General features: G+C 56.9%; 16 protein-coding genes. 7 read left to right on the top strand and 9 right to left on the bottom strand.

The window, feature by feature from the left end:
• Window positions 1-8 precede the first annotated feature (8 nt).
• The 6 genes from fabI (at window position 9) to osmB (ending at window position 5813) form a co-directional block, all read left to right on the top strand.
• Window positions 9-797, top strand: coding sequence for an enoyl-ACP reductase FabI (gene fabI / locus KHQ23_RS00380; RefSeq protein ID WP_004140277.1), 789 nt, complete (start codon window positions 9-11; stop codon window positions 795-797).
• A 189-nt stretch (window positions 798-986) separates the two neighbouring features.
• On the top strand, window positions 987-2144 hold the full coding sequence (locus KHQ23_RS00375; RefSeq protein ID WP_004183728.1) for a carboxymuconolactone decarboxylase family protein: 1158 nt from the start codon (window positions 987-989) through the stop codon (window positions 2142-2144).
• An 81-nt stretch (window positions 2145-2225) separates the two neighbouring features.
• The gene (locus KHQ23_RS00370) at window positions 2226-4160 is read left to right on the top strand and encodes an exoribonuclease II (RefSeq protein ID WP_002901787.1); all 1935 of its coding nucleotides are present in this window, start codon (window positions 2226-2228) and stop codon (window positions 4158-4160) included.
• A 158-nt stretch (window positions 4161-4318) separates the two neighbouring features.
• Window positions 4319-4498: a hypothetical protein gene (locus KHQ23_RS00365; protein ID WP_002901786.1), complete on the top strand. Its 180-nt coding sequence runs from the start codon at window positions 4319-4321 to the stop codon at window positions 4496-4498.
• Window positions 4499-4569: 71 nt separating this feature from the next.
• Complete coding sequence (locus KHQ23_RS00360; RefSeq protein WP_002901785.1) at window positions 4570-5319, top strand: DNA-binding transcriptional regulator YciT; 750 nt, start codon at window positions 4570-4572, stop codon at window positions 5317-5319.
• Window positions 5320-5594: 275 nt separating this feature from the next.
• Window positions 5595-5813, top strand: a complete 219-nt coding sequence (gene osmB / locus KHQ23_RS00355) for an osmotically-inducible lipoprotein OsmB (RefSeq protein WP_002901783.1) — start codon at window positions 5595-5597, stop codon at window positions 5811-5813.
• A 131-nt stretch (window positions 5814-5944) separates the two neighbouring features.
• On the opposite strand, the gene yciH is transcribed toward osmB, so the two are convergent.
• The 5 genes from yciH to pgpB all read right to left on the bottom strand — a co-directional run bounded on the left by yciH (window position 5945) and on the right by pgpB (window position 9587).
• Window positions 5945-6271, bottom strand: a complete 327-nt coding sequence (gene yciH, locus KHQ23_RS00350) for a stress response translation initiation inhibitor YciH (protein ID WP_002901782.1) — start codon at window positions 6269-6271, stop codon at window positions 5945-5947.
• Window positions 6271-7008: an orotidine-5'-phosphate decarboxylase gene (pyrF, locus tag KHQ23_RS00345; RefSeq protein WP_032432724.1), complete on the bottom strand. Its 738-nt coding sequence runs from the start codon at window positions 7006-7008 to the stop codon at window positions 6271-6273. Before pyrF ends, yciH begins: the two co-directional genes overlap by 1 nt.
• 191 nt (window positions 7009-7199) lie before the next feature.
• Window positions 7200-8369: a lipopolysaccharide assembly protein LapB gene (gene lapB, locus KHQ23_RS00340; RefSeq protein ID WP_004140292.1), complete on the bottom strand. Its 1170-nt coding sequence runs from the start codon at window positions 8367-8369 to the stop codon at window positions 7200-7202.
• A 6-nt stretch (window positions 8370-8375) separates the two neighbouring features.
• A complete protein-coding gene (locus KHQ23_RS00335; protein WP_002901780.1) occupies window positions 8376-8684 on the bottom strand; it encodes a LapA family protein in 309 nt (102 codons plus the stop codon).
• A gap of 135 nt (window positions 8685-8819) precedes the next feature.
• Window positions 8820-9587, bottom strand: coding sequence for a phosphatidylglycerophosphatase B (pgpB, locus tag KHQ23_RS00330; protein WP_002901779.1), 768 nt, complete (start codon window positions 9585-9587; stop codon window positions 8820-8822).
• A 163-nt stretch (window positions 9588-9750) separates the two neighbouring features.
• On the opposite strand from pgpB, the gene ribA reads away from it, so the two are divergent.
• Complete coding sequence (gene ribA / locus KHQ23_RS00325; protein ID WP_002901778.1) at window positions 9751-10353, top strand: GTP cyclohydrolase II; 603 nt, start codon at window positions 9751-9753, stop codon at window positions 10351-10353.
• Window positions 10354-10399: 46 nt separating this feature from the next.
• Here the strand turns inward: ribA and acnA are convergent, their stop codons facing one another.
• The 4 genes from acnA to topA form a co-directional block, all read right to left on the bottom strand.
• Window positions 10400-13072, bottom strand: coding sequence for an aconitate hydratase AcnA (gene acnA / locus KHQ23_RS00320; protein ID WP_004176472.1), 2673 nt, complete (start codon window positions 13070-13072; stop codon window positions 10400-10402).
• Between the two features lie 388 nt (window positions 13073-13460).
• A complete protein-coding gene (locus KHQ23_RS00315) occupies window positions 13461-13628 on the bottom strand; it encodes a YmiA family putative membrane protein (RefSeq protein ID WP_002901776.1) in 168 nt (55 codons plus the stop codon).
• A 245-nt stretch (window positions 13629-13873) separates the two neighbouring features.
• Entirely contained in the window at window positions 13874-14848 is a 975-nt protein-coding gene (gene cysB, locus KHQ23_RS00310; protein WP_002901772.1) for an HTH-type transcriptional regulator CysB, read from the bottom strand.
• Between the two features lie 345 nt (window positions 14849-15193).
• Complete coding sequence (gene topA, locus KHQ23_RS00305) at window positions 15194-17791, bottom strand: type I DNA topoisomerase (protein ID WP_032434376.1); 2598 nt, start codon at window positions 17789-17791, stop codon at window positions 15194-15196.
• Between the last annotated feature and the right edge of the window lie 262 nt (window positions 17792-18053).

Here is an 18053-nt window from a genome sequence, read left to right as displayed (position 1 = left end):
TTAAAGCTATGGGTTTTCTTTCCGGTAAGCGCATTTTGATCACTGGCGTCGCCAGCAAACTGTCCATCGCCTACGGCATCGCGCAGGCAATGCACCGCGAAGGCGCGGAACTGGCATTCACCTATCAGAATGAGAAACTGAAAGGTCGCGTAGAAGAGTTTGCTGCCGCGCTGGGTTCTGACATTGTGCTGCCGTGCGACGTTGCTGAAGATGAGAGCATCACCGCGCTGTTCACCGAGCTGGAAAAAGTCTGGCCAAAATTCGATGGTTTCGTCCACTCAATCGGTTTTGCCCCGGCTGACCAGTTAGACGGCGACTACGTTGACGTTGTCACTCGCGACGGCTTTAAAATCGCGCACGACATCAGCGCTTACAGCTTCGTAGCAATGGCCAAAGCCTGCCGCGGCATGCTGAACCCGGGTTCGGCTCTGCTGACGCTCTCCTACCTGGGCGCAGAGCGCGCGATCCCGAACTATAACGTGATGGGTCTGGCCAAAGCCTCTCTGGAAGCTAACGTCCGCTATATGGCTAACGCCATGGGTCCGGAAGGCGTTCGCGTCAATGCCATCTCTGCCGGTCCTATCCGTACGCTGGCCGCGTCCGGTATTAAAGATTTCCGTAAAATGCTGGCGCACTGCGAAGCGGTCACCCCGATCCGTCGCACCGTCACCATTGAAGATGTGGGTAACAGCGCAGCCTTCCTGTGCTCCAACCTGTCTGCGGGGATCTCCGGTGAAGTCGTTCACGTTGACGGCGGGTTCAATATCGCCGCCATGAACGAGCTGGAACTGAAATAAGTTCCTTCCCCTCCTCGCCCCGGTGAGGAGGGTTCTTCCATCCCCACGCCTTACGCCCCACCTGTTATTCCAATCGGCTATTTGTTAGCACGTATCAATATTTTCTCCTGCTTCCGGGTTACGCCAGGATAGTTCTGCATAAACGATCCGCGGAACGGCGGTTCGCCACATACCGAACAAGGAAAGCCCATGGAGCCACGCCGCGTGAATGGCAAAAATCACTGGTATCACGAAACCCAGTCAACAATCTGCCCGGTGGATGTCCTGCCGCTCGTCCCTGAAGCCGCCCATGTTGAAGACCGCTTTTTGCTGGACCTGACGCTGCCGGCCGCCTGGCTACGTGCCCACGCTGACTGGCTACACCCCGCACGCCAGCTGGCCGAACTGCTGTTTCCCGACCAGGTGGCGGTGAGTCGCCTGCAGACCTTTACCGCTTACGATCGACTCAGCACCGCGCTCACCGTCGCCCAGGTCTACGGCGTCCAGCGGCTGTGTAACCACTACGCCGCCCGCCTTGCTCCCCTGCCAGGCCCCGATTCCTCGCGCGAGAGCAACCGTCGTCTGGCGCAAATCACGCAATATGCTCGTCAGCTTGCCGGTTCGCCCTCGGTTATTAACGCTCTCTCCCGTAGCCAGCTGGACGAAGTGGGCTTAACCAGTCGGGACATTATTCTGTTCAACCAGATTATCGGATTCGTCGGCTTCCAGGCGCGGGCGATTGCCGTCCTGCAGGCGGCCCAGGGCTTTCCGGTGCGCTGGATCCCCGGTATGCCCCAGCAAGAGGAGGCACCCGCGGAACTGTTCGCCCCGCCGCCGGGAGCATGGCAGGCAGACATTGCGGATCCCGACCTGCAGTATGCCGATGATGAGCGTCAGCGGCGCATCGCCGGCTGGCAGTCGCTGCCCGGTCTGGGCGAGCTGGCGCCGCTGCTGGCCTGCGACCCACAGTTATTCGCGCCTCTGGAGACCTTGATCCGCCAGCTCAGCACGGATGATACCTTTGGCCCGCAGGTCGCCTTACTCACGGCGCGCACCAATGGCAGCCCCACCTGCTTTGACGCCTGGCTCCCCCACTGGCAGGGTGAAGAGGAGTTCGCCAGCCATCTGCGGGAGGGCGACCAGGCCCTCCATCACTGGCTCCAGCAGCATCCTCAGGCCCGGTCTCTCGTGACCGCGGTGCAGCTGTTAACACGCTCGCCTGACCGGTTTAGCGCCGCCCAGTTAACGCCCCTCGCGGAATATCGACTCTCTGAGCAACATGCAATCGATCTGTTGATCTGGAGCGGGCTGTGCGGATGGATGAATCGTCTGAAAATCGCCCTCGGCAATGTGCGTCAGCAGACGTAAATTGCTGAAACAGCGCTTGCTGCGGCAGGCATATTCGCGTAAAAATGTCAGCCGCTCTTTTAGCCACGAAAATACCTAATTATGTTTCAGGATAACCCGCTGCTAGCGCAGCTTAAACAGCAACTGCATTCCCAGACGCCGCGCGCGGAAGGGGTCGTTAAGGGCACGGAAAAGGGCTTTGGCTTCCTCGAAGTGGACGCTCAGAAGAGCTACTTCATTCCGCCGCCGCAGATGAAAAAAGTGATGCATGGCGACCGTATCGTCGCGGTGATCCATTCTGAAAAAGAACGCGAAAGCGCCGAGCCGGAATCGCTGGTTGAGCCCTTCCTGACTCGTTTTGTCGGTAAAGTCCAGAAGAAAGACGATCGCCTCGCTATCGTTCCTGACCATCCGCTGCTGAAAGACGCCATTCCCTGCCGCGCCGCCCGCGGCGTTGAGCACGATTTTAAACAGGGTGACTGGGCCGTCGCCGAGATGCGCCGTCATCCATTAAAAGGCGACCGCGGGTTTTACGCGGAGTTGACCCAGTTCATCACTTTTAGCGACGACCACTTCGTCCCATGGTGGGTAACCCTGGCGCGCCATAATCTTGAGAAAGAGGCACCGGACGGCGTCGCCACCGAGATGCTCGACGAGGGGCTGACGCGCCGCGACCTAACCGCCCTCGACTTCGTCACCATTGACAGCGCCAGCACCGAAGATATGGACGATGCGTTGTATGCCGAGTCCACTGCTGATGGCAAACTGCTGCTGACGGTCGCCATTGCCGACCCGACCGCCTGGATTGCCGAAGGCAGCAAGCTGGATAACGCCGCAAAAGTGCGCGCCTTTACCAACTATCTGCCGGGCTTCAACATTCCAATGCTGCCGCGCGAGCTGTCGGACGACCTCTGCTCCCTGCGCGCTAACGAAGTGCGCCCGGTGCTGGCCTGCCGGATGACCCTGGCGGCCGATGGCACCATCGAAGACAATATCGAGTTCTTTGCCGCCACCATCGAATCGAAAGCCAAGCTGGCCTATGACGACGTCTCTGACTGGCTGGAAGGCCGCGGCAGCTGGCAGCCGGACAGCGAGGCGATCGCGCAGCAAATTACGCTGCTGAAGGACGTGTGCCAGCGTCGTAGCGAATGGCGTCAGACCCATGCGCTGGTGTTCAAAGACCGTCCGGACTACCGTTTCGTTCTCGGCGAAAAAGGCGAAGTGCTGGATATCGTCGCGGAACCGCGTCGCATTGCCAACCGCATTGTCGAAGAGTCGATGATCGCCGCCAACATCTGTGCCGCCCGCGTTCTGCGCGACAAGCTCGGCTTCGGCGTTTATAACGTTCATACCGGTTTCGATCCGGCGAACACCGAGCAGTTGGCCGCCCTGCTGAAAACCCATGATGTGCACGTCGACCCGACGGAAGTGCTCACCCTGGAAGGGTTCTGCAAGCTGCGCCGGGAACTGGACGCTCAGCCGACCGGTTTCCTCGACAGCCGCATTCGCCGCTTCCAGTCGTTTGCGGAAATCAGCACCGAGCCGGGCCCACACTTTGGTCTTGGGCTTGAAGCCTATGCCACCTGGACCTCGCCGATCCGTAAGTATGGCGACATGATCAACCACCGTCTGCTGAAAGCCATCATTAAAGGCGAGACCATTGCGCGTCCCCAGGATGAAGCCACCGTGCAGATGGCGGAGCGCCGTCGTCTCAACCGGATGGCCGAGCGCGACGTCGCCGACTGGCTGTACGCCCGTTTCCTCAACGATAAAGCCGGGACCGATACCCGCTTCGCGGCGGAGATCATCGACGTCAGCCGCGGCGGGATGCGCGTGCGTCTGGTGGACAATGGCGCGGTCGCCTTTATTCCGGCCCCGTTCCTCCACGCCGTGCGCGACGAACTGGTGTGCAGCCAGGAGAACGGTACCGTGCAGATCAAAGGTGAAGTAGTCTATAAAGTGACTGACGTTATCGATGTCACTATCGCTGAAGTTCGCATGGAAACCCGCAGCATTATTGCGCGTCCGGCGGTCTGACGCCCCTTCACAGCGGTTCCTGCGGGAACCGCTGCTTCTTTCCTCTCTATCCAGCCATTTCCGTCGCACCGATTAAGGTTGTGCGTTTTTTTCGCTTCTCTTTTTCATTCATTTTTAGCATCATTGATTTCATTCGTTTTTGTTACCAGGATAATGCCATGTCAGATGTGAATGCCCACCTGCTCGCTCAACGTATCGATACCGTGCTGGATATTCTGGTTGCCGGTGATTACCATTCTGCGATCCATAATCTGGAGATCCTCAAAGCGGAGCTGCTGGCGCTGGCGGCGGACGATGCTGAACAACAAAACCAACCCAAGGCGCCCTGGGAAATCTGAATATCAGCCATGCCGCAGCCGGCCATATGGACCGGTTGCTCGCCATATAGCCCCCTAACAGTGATGTTGCTATGAACGCCCGACAACAAAGTATTTTGCAAGTGGTCATCGATAAAGGCCGCATGAGCGTCGCCGATCTGGCGAAGATGACCGGTGTCTCTGAGGTTACTATTCGTCAGGATTTGAATTTGCTGGAAAAGCAGAGCTATTTGCGCCGTACTCATGGCTATGCCGTACCGCTGGACAGCGAAGATGTCGAAACCCGCATGATGACCCATTTCGCCATTAAGCGTGAGCTGGCCAGCCGGGCTGCGGCGCTAGTGAATACCGGTGAAACGGTATTTATCGAAAACGGCAGCAGCAATGCCCTGCTGGCGCGTACGCTGGCCGAGCGCGGCGATATCACCATCATTACCGTCAGCAGCTATATCGCCCATCTGCTGAAAGAGACCCCAGGAGAGGTGATCCTGCTGGGCGGAATTTATCAGAAACGCAGTGAGAGTATGGTCGGTCCGCTAACCCGTCAGTTCATCCAGCAGGTGCATTTCAGCAAAGCCTTCATCGGGATCGACGGTTGGCAGGCGGAAACCGGCTTTACCGGCCGCGATATGATGCGTGCGGACGTGGTGAACGCCGTGCTGGAGAAGCATTGTGAGGCAATTATTCTTAGCGACAGTTCAAAATTCAGCGCGGTACATCCCTATCCGCTCGGTCCCGCCGGCCGCTTTAATCGCGTTATTACCGACGATCGCTTACCGGACGCCTGTCGCGAACAATTGCTCCGCAGCGGCCTGACCGTCGATATCGTGCCCTACATCTGATCCTCCGCCGCCCCATCTCCTGCCAAAGCGCCGGAAGGGGCGCTTTATCGCTCTGAGAGTATTCCGAGCCGCTAATTAAGACTTTTTACCTGACGATAAATTTTAAAAAAAGTAAAATTATTATTAGCGATATAACAGGAAGTGACTATCACCTGCGTGATTTTCGTGACACCTGCGCACCTTAACTTCATGGAATTGCCCTAAAGCTGCTTTATCAGGCTATGCTTAGAGGAGCGCTGTAATCCATGAATAGATTATTCAGGAGAAAAAAAATGATGACTTCAACGAGCAAAAAAATGGCTGCTGTCGTTCTGGCTGTCACTGTAGCAATGTCTCTGAGCGCTTGCTCTAACATGTCTAAACGCGATCGTAACACGGCTATCGGCGCTGGCGCCGGCGCTATCGGTGGTGCGGTGTTAACTGACGGTAGCGCGCTCGGTACCCTGGGTGGCGCAGCAGTCGGTGGTATTATTGGTCACCAGGTCGGCAAATAATTTAATTATCTGACGAAATAAAAGAATAATTCACACGAATTGACTTACGCACGTTAAATCATTCAAGGCCGCGGCATTTACCGCGGCCTTGTTATTTCAACCAGACCATTGGTGCAGAGGGAAAATAGCGATCAGCCACCGGCTAACTTGACCTTCATCCCTTTCGCCTCAAGCAGCGACTTGAGTAAATCCCGCTTATCGCCCTGGATCTCGATCACGCCATCTTTCACCGCGCCGCCGCAGCCGCACTTTTTTTTCAACTCTGCCGCCAGAGCGGTTAGCGCAGCATCATCGGCATCAATCCCGCTAATCAGACAGACGCCTTTGCCCTTGCGGCCGCTGGTCTGGCGCTGGATCCGCACAATGCCGTCGCCTTTCGGGCGCACCGGCGCCGGTTTCGCCTCGTCGATACGCCCGGTTTCGGTGGAGTAGACCAGACGGCTGTTGGAATCGCTCATTATGCCCCCTTGCGCAGAGAATCGTTGATCGCCCGCAGCGTCGCGGCTGGATCCGCCGACTGAGTAACCGGGCGACCAATCACCATATAGTCTACCCCAGCTTCCTGAGCCTGCTCAGGAGTCATAATTCGCCGCTGATCGCCAGCGTCGCTGCCCTGCGGACGAATCCCCGGGGTCACCAGCTTAAACGCCTGCCCCAGCTCATGCTTAAAGCGCACAGCCTCCTGGGCTGAACACACCACCCCATCAAGGCCGCAGCGTTGGGTCAGCGCCGCCAGCTTCGCCGCGTAGTCAGCCGGAGATAAGGTAATGCCCAGATCCTGTAGATCGCTGGACTCCATGCTGGTGAGCACCGTGACAGCGATCAGCAGCGGCGCATCTTTGCTAAACGGCAGCAGCGCTTCGCGCGCGGCGGTCATCATTCGCGCGCCGCCGGAAGCATGGACATTCACCATCCATACGCCCAGCTCAGCCGCTGCGGCCACCGCGCGGGCGGTGGTGTTGGGAATATCGTGAAACTTAAGGTCCAGGAACACCTCAAACCCACGCTGATGCAGATCGCGGACAAACTGCGGGCCCAGCAGGGTGAACATCTCTTTGCCCACCTTCAGGCGACAGTCGCGCGGGTCGATGCGGTCGACAAATGCCAGCGCTTTATCGCGATTATCATAGTCGAGCGCAACCACAACGGGAGAGGATGTGACAGCGCGGGAAGATGGGATAGCTGTAGACGTCATGACCAGACCTTAGTGTTGATGGGCGCCGGGGTGGCGCAAAAAAGGTAAACGGGCAGCATTCTACCTGTGAAGCGAACAAAATAACAGACTGCCGTACCTGCCCTGACCGGACGATGGCGCTGCCGGGGCCGCGCCTGGAGAGGAGTGAAGCGATAAGTATGTTGTAACTAATGGAGGGCTTTTTTTTGGCTTTACTGGCCGTCGAGACCGCGAATGGGTTTAATGGTCGCCCACGAGCGGCAGGACGGACAATGCCAGTAGAGTGTATGAGCGGTAAACCCGCATTTCTGGCAGCGATAGCGTGGTTTGCTGCGCACCTGCTCACCAACCATGTTTCGCAGCACCCCAAGGCTTTCTTTCGCCCGCCCTTCTTCCGCTTCGTTGAGATGGTAGTCCATCAGCTTATGGAAGACGCGCATGGTTGGGTGGCGTTCCAGCTGCCGGGTGACGTAGTTTTGCGCCGCTTCGACGCCTTCCCGCTGCTCAAGGATCTGCGCCAGCATCAGTTCGGCGGTCGCCCCGGCGTTCTCCTCCACGCAGCGGCGCAGAAAAACTTCCCATTCATCGGTTTTGCCGAGCTGCTGGTAGCAGGTCTGCAGCATCTCCAGCGTTTCACCCACCAGCTCTTTATCCTGATCGATAACCCGCTCGAGGCTCTCCACCGCTTTGGCGTAGTCGCCCTTTTCCATCCACACCCGGCCCATCATGATCGATACCCGGGCGCTGTTGCGGTCCGCGGCGGCGCCTTTTCTCAACAACGCCATCGCTTTATCCAGATCGTTGGCTGCCATCTGCTGCAGGGCCAGTTCGCACCAGAAGTTGGCGATTTCGCCACGATGTTTCTCTTTCCCTAGCTTCACCAGCCGTTCAGCCACTTCAATAGCCGACTGCCAGTCGCTGGTCGCCTGGTAAATCTGCAGCAGTTGCTGCAGCGCGCCGAGGCGGAAATCGGTCTCATCCACCAGCTGTTTGAACATGTCTTCCGCGCGGTCATACAGTCCGGCGGCCATATAATCCCGTCCCAGCTGCTGCACCGCTAACAGGCGCTGATCGTAGGTTAACGACGCGCTTTCCATCAGGCTCTGGTGAATTCGGATCGCGCGGTCGACTTCGCCGCGCGAACGGAACAAATTACCGAGCGTCAGGTGCGCCTCAACGGTACCGGTATCCTCTTTCAGCATATCAAGGAACAGGTCGACGGCTTTATCCTGCTGGTTGCTGAGCAGGAAGTTAACCCCCGCCACGTAATCTCGCGACAGGCGGCTCGCATCGTCCTGTTTGGACTGTTGTGCACTTCTGCGCCCCATGTACCAGCCGTAAGCGGCGGCAACGGGTAAAAGCAGAAACAACAACTCCAGCATAAGAGGTTATTCCTTCACCGCAGGCACGCCTGCGTCGACAGCCGCCGGGCTGACGGGGGCAATCTGATGCTCAAGACGCTTAATTTTCCGCTCCGCGCGCGCCAGTGAGACACGCACCCGCAGCCAGAACAGGCCGCAGATCAGCCAGCCAATGGCAAAGCCCGCGGCAAACAGCACCGCCAGCAGCGTCGATATGCGGAATTCACCCTGAGCGAGTAAATAGTTGAAAGTGACCTGTTGGTCATTCTGCGCCCCCAGCGTCACTGAAATGACGAAGATTGCTAACACCAGTAAGAAAATGAGTAAATATTTCACATGACTTCCCGTTATGTGGGTTGCGCGAAAAAAGCCCGCTTTCAGCCCTATAAAGTATCATTTTCGCCGCAGCGGTGGAATGAAAAAGCATGGCAACTCTTCAGGATATGCGGTCGGATGCCGCTAAAATCAACATTATTCCGCTTCAGGCATCCGTTTTTTAATATCCTGCGCCTCTTCTCCGGGCGGCGAGAGCGGCCCACAAAGGCGCTGCGTCAGCCAGCAGGCCACCGTGACCAGCAGCCAGGAGATCAGCGTGGCGACGATGAGATCCAGCGGCCAGTGCATGCCCAGCGCCAGGCGACTGCCCATCACCGCCGTCGCCCACACCAGCAGCACCGCGATTGTGCCCCAGCGGCGACGCGGCCACAGCAGCCCCGCAGCGAGTAACGCCCAGCTGGCGGCAAACATGGTGTGACCTGACGGGAAAGCAAACCCCGTCTCCTTCTGCCAGTGTTTGCGTAAAAATGACGGAATGTCCTGCGCCTGCGCCAGCTGTTCATGCACCAGTTTAGCGCGTTCTTTACGCTTTAACGCGTAGAATTGCGTCACCGGCACCTGCCTTGTGTTTTCCAGCCAGATGACGAACGGTCTCGGCTCCTGGACCCGCGCCTTGACCCAGGATTTCGCCCCCTGTCCCGCCAGGATAGCGGCGGCAAGGATAAGGAACAGGATCAACGCCGCGCGCAGGCGAAAGCGCAGACACCAGAGGAACCAGCCGCAAAGCACGACATGAGTGATAATTCCCCACGGCTGGGTCACCGTTTCCGTCACCCACCACAGGCTTTTCAACATGGCAACCGGCAGTCCAGGCTGCCACAGCCACCCGGAAAGCCAGACCGTGAGGGGCATAACCAGCAGCAGCGCCGCCGCGAGAGCAGTTCGTCGGGCTATCAACAGCATTTTCTCTCCTTCTCCTTGTAGATGAACATCATAGCGGAAAGTAGATCGTTTGTGCGCTTTCCACACGGCTAACCGTTCGCGATTAGGAGAACGTCCAGGCGTTGTGGCAAAATAGCGGGAAACAGAAAGCACAGTCAGGTGCTGACAGAATCTGGAGAATCACATGCAGCTTAAACGTGTGGCAGAAGCCAAACTGCCAACCCCCTGGGGCGATTTCCTGATGGTGGGTTTTGAAGAACTGGCAACCGGACAGGATCATGTCGCGCTGGTATATGGCGATATATCAGGGCAGTCGCCGGTCCTCGCCCGCGTACATTCAGAGTGTTTGACGGGCGATGCCCTGTTTAGCCTGCGCTGTGATTGCGGCTTTCAACTGGAAGCGGCTCTGTCGCATATCGCTGAAGAAGGTCGGGGGATCCTGCTGTATCACCGCCAGGAAGGACGCAACATTGGTTTATTGAATAAGATCCGCGCCTACGCGCTGCAGGATCAGGGCTACGACACTGTCGAAGCGAACCATCAGCTTGGCTTCGCCGCCGATGAGCGCGATTTCACCTTGTGCGCTGACATGTTCAAATTGCTCAACGTTGAGCAGGTGCGGTTATTAACCAATAACCCGAAAAAAGTGGAAATTCTTACCGAAGCCGGGATCAACATTGTGGAGCGGGTGCCGCTGATCGTCGGGCGTAACCCGAAAAACGCTCACTATCTGGACACCAAAGCCGCAAAGATGGGCCATCTGCTGAACAGCAAGCCGACAGAATAAACCGGTGGAATAACCGAAAAAGGGCCAGCGATGCTGGCCCTTTGTTTCACAGCATATTACGAATAACGTAGTGCAGGATGCCGTCGTTGCGGTAGTAGGTGAGTTCGGTCGCCGTGTCGATACGGCACCGACAAGGGATCGCTTCCTGCGAGCCGTCAGCGCGAGTCAGGGTCACCGGCACCGTAGCGCCAGGCTGAAGCGACTGCAGATTGCTGATATCAATCCGCTCTTCCCCGGTCAACCGCAGCGTTTTGCGGGTGACGCCCTGCGGGAACTCCAGCGGCAAAATGCCCATTCCGATCAGGTTGGAACGGTGGATACGCTCGAAGGACTCGGCGATCACTACCCGAATCCCCAGCAGGCGCGGCCCCTTCGCCGCCCAGTCACGGCTGGAACCTGAGCCATACTCCTTACCGGCAATCACCGCCAGCGGTGTGCCCTCAGCCTTGTACAGCATCGCCGCATCGTAAATCGCCATCGGTTCAGGATCCGGCAGATGGCGGGTCATGCCCCCTTCCACCCCTGGGACCATTTCGTTACGGATGCGGATATTGGCGAAGGTGCCACGCATCATCACCTCATGGTTACCGCGACGGGAACCATAGGAGTTAAAGTCGCGCCGGGCAACCCCATGCTCCTGCAGATAGCGGCCTGCCGGACTATCGGCTTTGATGCTCCCCGCCGGCGAAATGTGGTCCGTGGTGACTGAGTCGCCCAGCATGGCGAGGATCCGCGCGCCGCGAATATCCTCTACCGGCAGCGGCTCGGCGCCCATCTCGTCAAAGAACGGCGACAAGCGAATATAGGTCGAGTCCTCCTGCCAGTCGTAGGTATCTGACGCCTCCACCTTGATCGCCTTCCACTCCTCAGTGCCGGAAAACACTTCCGCGTACTCTTTGCGGAACATCTCGGTGGAGACCTGTTCCACCGCGCGGGCAATCTCCTCCCCGCTCGGCCAGATATCTTTCAGATAGACCGGCTCGCCATTCTTGCCCTGTCCCAACGGCTCGCGGGTGAGGTCGATATTCATGTTCCCCGCCAGAGCATAGGCGACCACCAACGGCGGCGAGGCCAGCCAGTTTGTTTTCACCAGCGGATGAATACGCCCTTCGAAGTTACGGTTACCGGAGAGCACTGCCCCGACGGTCAGATCGCCTTTTTTGATCGCTTCTTCGATAGGTTCAGGCAATGGACCGGAGTTACCGATACAGGTGGTGCAACCATATCCCACCAGATTGAAGCCGAGCTGGTCGAGGTAAGGCGTCAGGCCGGCATGGGCCAGATAATCCGACACCACTTTCGAGCCTGGGGCCAGGGAAGCTTTCACCCACGGCTGCGGCTGCAGGCCGCGTTCGACGGCTTTTTTCGCCAGCAGACCGGCGGCCATCAACACGCTGGGGTTAGAGGTATTGGTGCAGGAGGTAATCGCTGCAATAGCCACCGCGCCATCCGGTAGCGAATAGTGATGCCCGTTCAGCGTATAGTCAACCGGCTGACGCTGACGCTGAAGGTGGTTAACCTCCAGCTCGCCGCTGGCGGCGAAGGCTTTCGGAACATCGCCCAGCGCCACGCGATCCTGCGGTCGCTTCGGCCCGGCGAGGCTCGCTTCGACGCTGCTCATATCCAGCGCCAGGGTACTGGTAAAGACCGGCTCATCGCCAGGCTGGCGCCACATGCCCTGGGCTTTAGCGTAGGCTTCCACCAGCGCGACCTGTTCTTCGCTACGGCCGCTGAGACGCATATAGCTGAGCGTTACGTCATCGATAGGGAAAAAGCCACAGGTGGCGCCATACTCCGGCGCCATATTGGCGATGGTCGCCCTGTCGGCAAGGGGTAAGGTATCCAGGCCGTCACCGTAGAATTCAACAAACTTGCCGACGACGCCATGCTGACGCAGCATTTGGGTAACCGTCAGTACCAGGTCAGTGGCGGTGATGCCTTCGCGCAGTTTGCCGCTGAGCTTAAAGCCCACAACATCGGGGATCAGCATTGACACCGGCTGGCCCAGCATAGCGGCTTCCGCTTCAATCCCGCCCACGCCCCAGCCCAGCACGCCAAGACCATTAATCATGGTGGTATGGGAGTCGGTGCCCACCAGCGTATCCGGCCACGCCATCCACTGGCCGTTCACCTCCTCGCTCCAGACCGCCCGGCCAAGGTATTCCAGGTTCACCTGGTGGCAAATACCGGTGCCCGGCGGCACCACGCTGAAGCGGCTGAAGGCCTGCTGCCCCCAGCGCAGAAAAGCGTAGCGTTCGTGGTTCCGCTCCATTTCCAGGCGGACGTTGTCTTCGAAGGCCTCGTCGTCGCCGAAGCGGTCAACGGTCACCGAGTGGTCGATCACCAGGTCAACCGGCGATAGCGGATTAACCTTCGCTGTATCGCCGCCAAGGCGTTTCACCGCCTCGCGCATGGCGGCCAGATCCACTACCGCCGGCACGCCGGTAAAGTCCTGCATCAGGACGCGTGCCGGACGGTAGGCGATTTCCCGGTCGGCATGGGCCTGTTGCAGCCAGCCGGCCAGGGCGCGAATATCTTCTTCAGTTACCGAGTCACCGTCCTGCCAGCGCAGCAGGTTCTCCATCAGCACCTTCAGCGACTTGGGCAGTCGACTGATCTCGCCCAGCTGCTTCTCCGCCAACGGCAGACTGTAGTAATGCCAGGTTTTATCGTTGACCTGCAGCGTGTCCTTACTGGCTTCTCGTAGGGTTGACGACATAGCTCCTCCTTTATCTCAGGGATGGCATACCCTGATTCTCCTCAGGGTCTCCATTAAAGATAACACATACTGAGCATAACACTTTGATAACAACCCAAATTGCTAAATACGGCGAGACAGAGAGAGAGGAAACGGGAATTATCCGAGAGCAGGCGAAATAGCACCAAAATAGTGCAAAGAGGGCGTATGCCGATATTGTATTAGTACACGAGGACAAAAAAAGAGCTAATCGGCCAGCGGGCAGTGATTAGCTCTGATGAGTGATTTCAGGTTGGATGAATCCAGCGGCAAAATATATTCTCCCTGTATTGCCGGTCACTGATTTTATATTACAGTTTCCTTTCACTGTCATAAAAATGACATGTATCTACAACGATGACCTACAGCTTTAGCTGACAATCCAGATGTTGCAGATGGTGAGCGCGATGATGCTCCAGAACATCGCCAACCCTACCAACACTACGCCCCATACGCGACTACGCAGAACGGGATCGATTTCGGTTTTGTCATTCTCGTATGACATCGCCAGTTTCATGTAATCGATATTACTTATCATATTGTCACCACCAATTGCTCAAATCATCAGGTACAGATAAATCTTAATTATGGATAAAAGATTAATCCAGTGAATTTAGGCCTGATGGAATATATTTAACCGGTTATTTGATCGCGGCGGGCATAATGAAAAACGTGTTGCCAAAAATTATTAATTTTGTGATTGGTTCGAGGTTTAAGTTGTTAAATACAGTCCATCATAGTTAATGGCACTCCTCGCAGGGAGTGCCATTATTATTTTCAGGGTTATTTTTCCGGAAGTTTTATATCTTTGAACATCGCTTCAATATCTTCATTCGAGCGTAAAGCCACCGCGGTATCTACCACGTCCCTGGTCAAATGGGGAGCAAAACGTTGAATAAAATCATACATGTAGCTTCGTAAGAAGGTGCTACGGCGGAAACCTATCTTAGTGGTGCTGTGGCTGAAAATACCGTTCGCATCCAGCTTCACCAGATCCGGGTCAGAGACCGGATCCACCGCCATGCTGGCGATTACCCCTACCCCCAGCCCCAGGCGAACATAGGTTTTGATGACGTCGGCATCGGTGGCGGTAAAAACAATGCGCGGCGTCAGGCCCGCACGGTTAAACGCGGTATCCAGTTCGGAGCGGCCGGTAAAACCAAAGGTATAGGTTACCAATGGATACTGGGCCAGTTCCTCTATGGACACCGAGCCCTTGGTGGCCAGAGGATGCTCGGGGGTCACTACAATCGACCGGTTCCAGTGATAGCATGGCAGCATCACCAGATCGTCATACAGATGTAGCGCCTCGGTGGCGATGGCGAAATCGGCATTGCCTTTCGACACAGCCTCCGCAATCTGAGTCGGCGAGCCCTGATGCATATGCAGCGACACCCGCGGGTAGCGTTCAATAAACCCCTTGATCACTCCCGGTAACGCATAGCGCGCCTGGGTATGGGTGGTGGCGACGTAAAGAGACCCTTTGTCAGGCCAGGTATGCTCTCCGGCGACAGATTTGATGGCATCGACTTTCGACAGCACTTCGCGGGCGATGCGGATGATCTCCTGCCCGGCCGGCGTCACCTGGGTTAAGTGTTTACCGCTGCGGGCAAAGATCTGAATGCCCAGCTCATCCTCCAGCATCCGGACCTGCTTACTGATACCCGGTTGGGAGGTATAGAGCCCTTCGGCGGTGGATGAAACATTCAGGTTATGGTTAACCACCTCAACGATGTAGCGAAGCTGTTGTAGTTTCATGGCTGATATCCGTTTGCGCGTAAAATGAAGCCGCTTAATACACTTTACGTTCAGGCAACTTGTCGCCGATGAAGGCCCTGGGCTCCCGGCAGTTGGCCATAGTGGCGCCGCAATGCATCCTGAAAGCGATGATGTATAAGACGTTTTAATAATAAAAAAGGCATTAACTATAACCACTATATCATTTATATCAACACTGTATAGACGCTAACGAAAAATAATATAGGTGGTTATAAGGGGAGGAAATTAACGCAAAGAGGGGAAGACGACACGGCAGAGAAATGCACTCTCTCTGCCGGTCGCCTGAGCAGGAAAAGCGCGCTTTTCCTGCCCGAACGAACGCCATTACTTTTTGGGTTCCGTCCACTTACCGTCGATAAAGAAAGCTGACCAGCCGGTCGCTTTGCCCTCTTTTTCGGACGCCACGTACTGCTGCTTGGTTTTACGGCTAAAGCGTACCAGCGTTTTATTGCCTTCCGGATCCTGCTGCGGCGCATCGGCGAGATAACGCAGTTTTTCCGGCAGACGATCGCGGAAGCGGTACAGCTCCTCCACCAGCGGCGCACGCGTTTCCCGTGATTTCGGGAAGGTGTTGGCCGCCAGGAAGACGCCCGCCGCCCCGTCGCGCAGCACAAAGTAGGCGTCAGACTTCTCACACGGCAGCTCCGGCAGCGGCACCGGATCTTCCTTCGGCGGAGCCACTTCGCCATTGCGCAGGATCTTACGCGTGTTCTTACACTCGTCGTTGGTACAGGCCATGTACTTACCGAAACGCCCCATTTTTAGGTGCATTTCAGACCCGCACTTCTCGCACTCCACCACCGGGCCGTCATAGCCCTTGATGCGGAATTCGCCCTCTTCAATCTCGTAGCCGTCGCAGGTCGGGTTATTACCACAGACGTGCAGCTTACGCTTAGGATCGATAAGGTAGCTGTCCATCGCCGTCCCACACTTCTGGCAGCGACGTTTGGCGCGCAGCGCGTTGGTTTCCGCGTCATCGCCTTCCAGCACGTTGAGGACTTCGTTCTCTGGCACCAGGTTGATGGTGGTTTTGCACCGCTCTTTCGGCGGCAAGGCATAGCCCGAACAGCCGAGGAAAACGCCGGTGCTGGCGGTACGGATCCCCATTTTACGGCCGCAGGTCGGGCAGTCGATGCTGGTGAGCACCATCGGGTTCGGCTGCATGCCGCCCTCTTCCGGATCTTTCTCTGCCGTCGCCAGCTGGGTGGTAAAATCGCCGAAGAAGTGGTTCAGCACCTCTTTCCACTCGGCCTGGTGGTTCGCAACCTGGTCGAGGCGATCCTCCATCTGCGCGGTAAAATCGTAGTTCATCAGATCGCGGAAGTTTTCTTCCAGCCGGTCGGTAACGATCTCGCCCATTTTTTCGGCGTAAAAACGACGATTTTCCACCCGCACGTAGCCGCGATCCTGAATGGTCGAAATGATCGACGCGTAGGTCGACGGACGGCCAATCCCGCGTTTTTCCAGCTCTTTCACCAGCGAGGCCTCGCTGAAACGCGCCGGCGGCTTGGTAAAGTGCTGCGCAGGCGTCAGCTCCACCAGGCTCAGGCGGTCGCCCTGTTTGACCAGCGGCAGCGTCCGGTCTTCATCGCCCTTGCGCAGCGCCGGCATGACTTTTGTCCAGCCGTCGAAACGTAAAGTGCGACCGCGCGCTTTCAGTTTGAAATCACCCGCAGCCACGGTCAGCGTGGTGGAGTCGTACTGCGCCGGCGTCATCTGACAGGCGACAAACTGGCGCCAGATCAGCTGATAAAGCTTCTGCGCATCCGCTTCCATATCTTTCAGCGTTTCCGCCAGCACGTTCACATCAGACGGACGAATCGCTTCGTGCGCTTCCTGCGAGTTTTCTTTGCTGGCGTACTGGTTCGCGCTATCCGGCAGATATTTTTTGCCAAATTTGTCGCTGATGTAGCCGCGAACCATGTTCAGCGCGTCCTGACTCAGGTTGGTGGAGTCGGTACGCATATAGGTGATGTGCCCTGCCTCATAGAGTCGCTGAGCCATCATCATGGTCTTTTTCACGCCGAAGCCCAGACGGGTGCTGGCCGCCTGCTGCAGGGTGGAGGTGATGAACGGCGCGCCCGGCTTGCTGCTGGTCGGCTTATCTTCACGCTCCAGTACGCTGTAGCTGGCTTTTTCCAGCAGCGATACCGCCGCCATGGTCTCATCGCGGCTGACCGGACGGAACGGCTTATCATCCTTATGGGTCACCTGCAGCGGCAGGGCGTCACCGCCCGGCGTGGTGGTGCTGGCGTCGACTTCCCAGTACTCTTCCGGGACGAACGCTTTAATTTCACGTTCACGCTCCACCACCAGGCGGACCGCGACGGACTGCACGCGCCCGGCAGAAAGACCACGGGCGATTTTTTTCCACAGCAGCGGCGAAACCATATAGCCCACCACGCGGTCCATAAAACGACGCGCCTGCTGGGCGTTAACCCGATCGATATTCAGTTCGCCCGGCTTTTCAAAGGCCTGACGAATAGCGTTTTTGGTGATCTCATTGAACACCACGCGGCTGTAACGCTGTTCATCGCCGCCGATGACTTCCCGCAGGTGCCAGGCAATGGCTTCCCCTTCGCGGTCAAGGTCGGTTGCGAGATAGATGTGGTCAGCTTTTTCCGCCAACTGTTTGAGTTCTGAAACTACCTTTTCTTTACCCGGAAGTACTTCATAGTGCGCATTCCAGTCATGCCATGGGTCCACGCCCATACGGTTAACCAGAGCACTACGTTCGTCCTTTTTAGGCTTTTTAGCCCCTTTGGTGGCGGTAGAGTCGGCGCTCTTTTTGGAAGCTGATCCACTGGTCGGCAAATCGCGGATATGACCGACGCTGGATTTCACCACGTAGTCATTACCCAGATACTTATTGATCGTTTTGGCTTTTGCCGGGGACTCAACGATAACGAGAGCTTTACCCATATTCACCTTTACCTAATTTGATTCATCCAGGAATACATCGCACATTCATACACCCTCCACTGGCGACTGCCTCATATGTTGCGGCACCGTCGGTGAATATCAACCCTGAACACCCGTTTCATCTCCGTAAAACCAGGCGCTTGAGTTTGCTGACTTTTTCTCGTCAGGTGACATAGCACGAAGAATTTTTGGCCGAATGTCAAGCAAATCTGTTGCCAGATCGCCGAAAGCGTCACACTGTACCTGATAAAATTCGTTACGC

The organism is Klebsiella sp. 64 (genome assembly GCF_018223915.1).
Classification (GTDB): domain Bacteria; phylum Pseudomonadota; class Gammaproteobacteria; order Enterobacterales; family Enterobacteriaceae; genus Klebsiella; species Klebsiella pneumoniae.
This window is presented reverse-complemented; position numbering and strand designations above follow the sequence as displayed.

Excerpts from the sequence above, each read along its gene's own strand:
- fabI (WP_004140277.1), top strand. The coding sequence starts at position 9 with ATGGGTTTTCTTTCCGGTAAGCGCATTTTGATCACTGGCGTCGCCAGC.
- KHQ23_RS00375 (WP_004183728.1), top strand. The coding sequence starts at position 987 with ATGGAGCCACGCCGCGTGAATGGCAAAAATCACTGGTATCACGAAACC.
- KHQ23_RS00370 (WP_002901787.1), top strand. The coding sequence starts at position 2,226 with ATGTTTCAGGATAACCCGCTGCTAGCGCAGCTTAAACAGCAACTGCAT.
- KHQ23_RS00365 (WP_002901786.1), top strand. The coding sequence starts at position 4,319 with ATGTCAGATGTGAATGCCCACCTGCTCGCTCAACGTATCGATACCGTG.
- KHQ23_RS00360 (WP_002901785.1), top strand. The coding sequence starts at position 4,570 with ATGAACGCCCGACAACAAAGTATTTTGCAAGTGGTCATCGATAAAGGC.
- osmB (WP_002901783.1), top strand. The coding sequence starts at position 5,595 with ATGACTTCAACGAGCAAAAAAATGGCTGCTGTCGTTCTGGCTGTCACT.
- yciH (WP_002901782.1), bottom strand. The coding sequence starts at position 6,271 with ATGAGCGATTCCAACAGCCGTCTGGTCTACTCCACCGAAACCGGGCGT.
- pyrF (WP_032432724.1), bottom strand. The coding sequence starts at position 7,008 with ATGACGTCTACAGCTATCCCATCTTCCCGCGCTGTCACATCCTCTCCC.
- lapB (WP_004140292.1), bottom strand. The coding sequence starts at position 8,369 with ATGCTGGAGTTGTTGTTTCTGCTTTTACCCGTTGCCGCCGCTTACGGC.
- pgpB (WP_002901779.1), bottom strand. The coding sequence starts at position 9,587 with ATGCTGTTGATAGCCCGACGAACTGCTCTCGCGGCGGCGCTGCTGCTG.
- ribA (WP_002901778.1), top strand. The coding sequence starts at position 9,751 with ATGCAGCTTAAACGTGTGGCAGAAGCCAAACTGCCAACCCCCTGGGGC.
- acnA (WP_004176472.1), bottom strand. The coding sequence starts at position 13,072 with ATGTCGTCAACCCTACGAGAAGCCAGTAAGGACACGCTGCAGGTCAAC.
- KHQ23_RS00315 (WP_002901776.1), bottom strand. The coding sequence starts at position 13,628 with ATGATAAGTAATATCGATTACATGAAACTGGCGATGTCATACGAGAAT.
- cysB (WP_002901772.1), bottom strand. The coding sequence starts at position 14,848 with ATGAAACTACAACAGCTTCGCTACATCGTTGAGGTGGTTAACCATAAC.
- topA (WP_032434376.1), bottom strand. The coding sequence starts at position 17,791 with ATGGGTAAAGCTCTCGTTATCGTTGAGTCCCCGGCAAAAGCCAAAACG.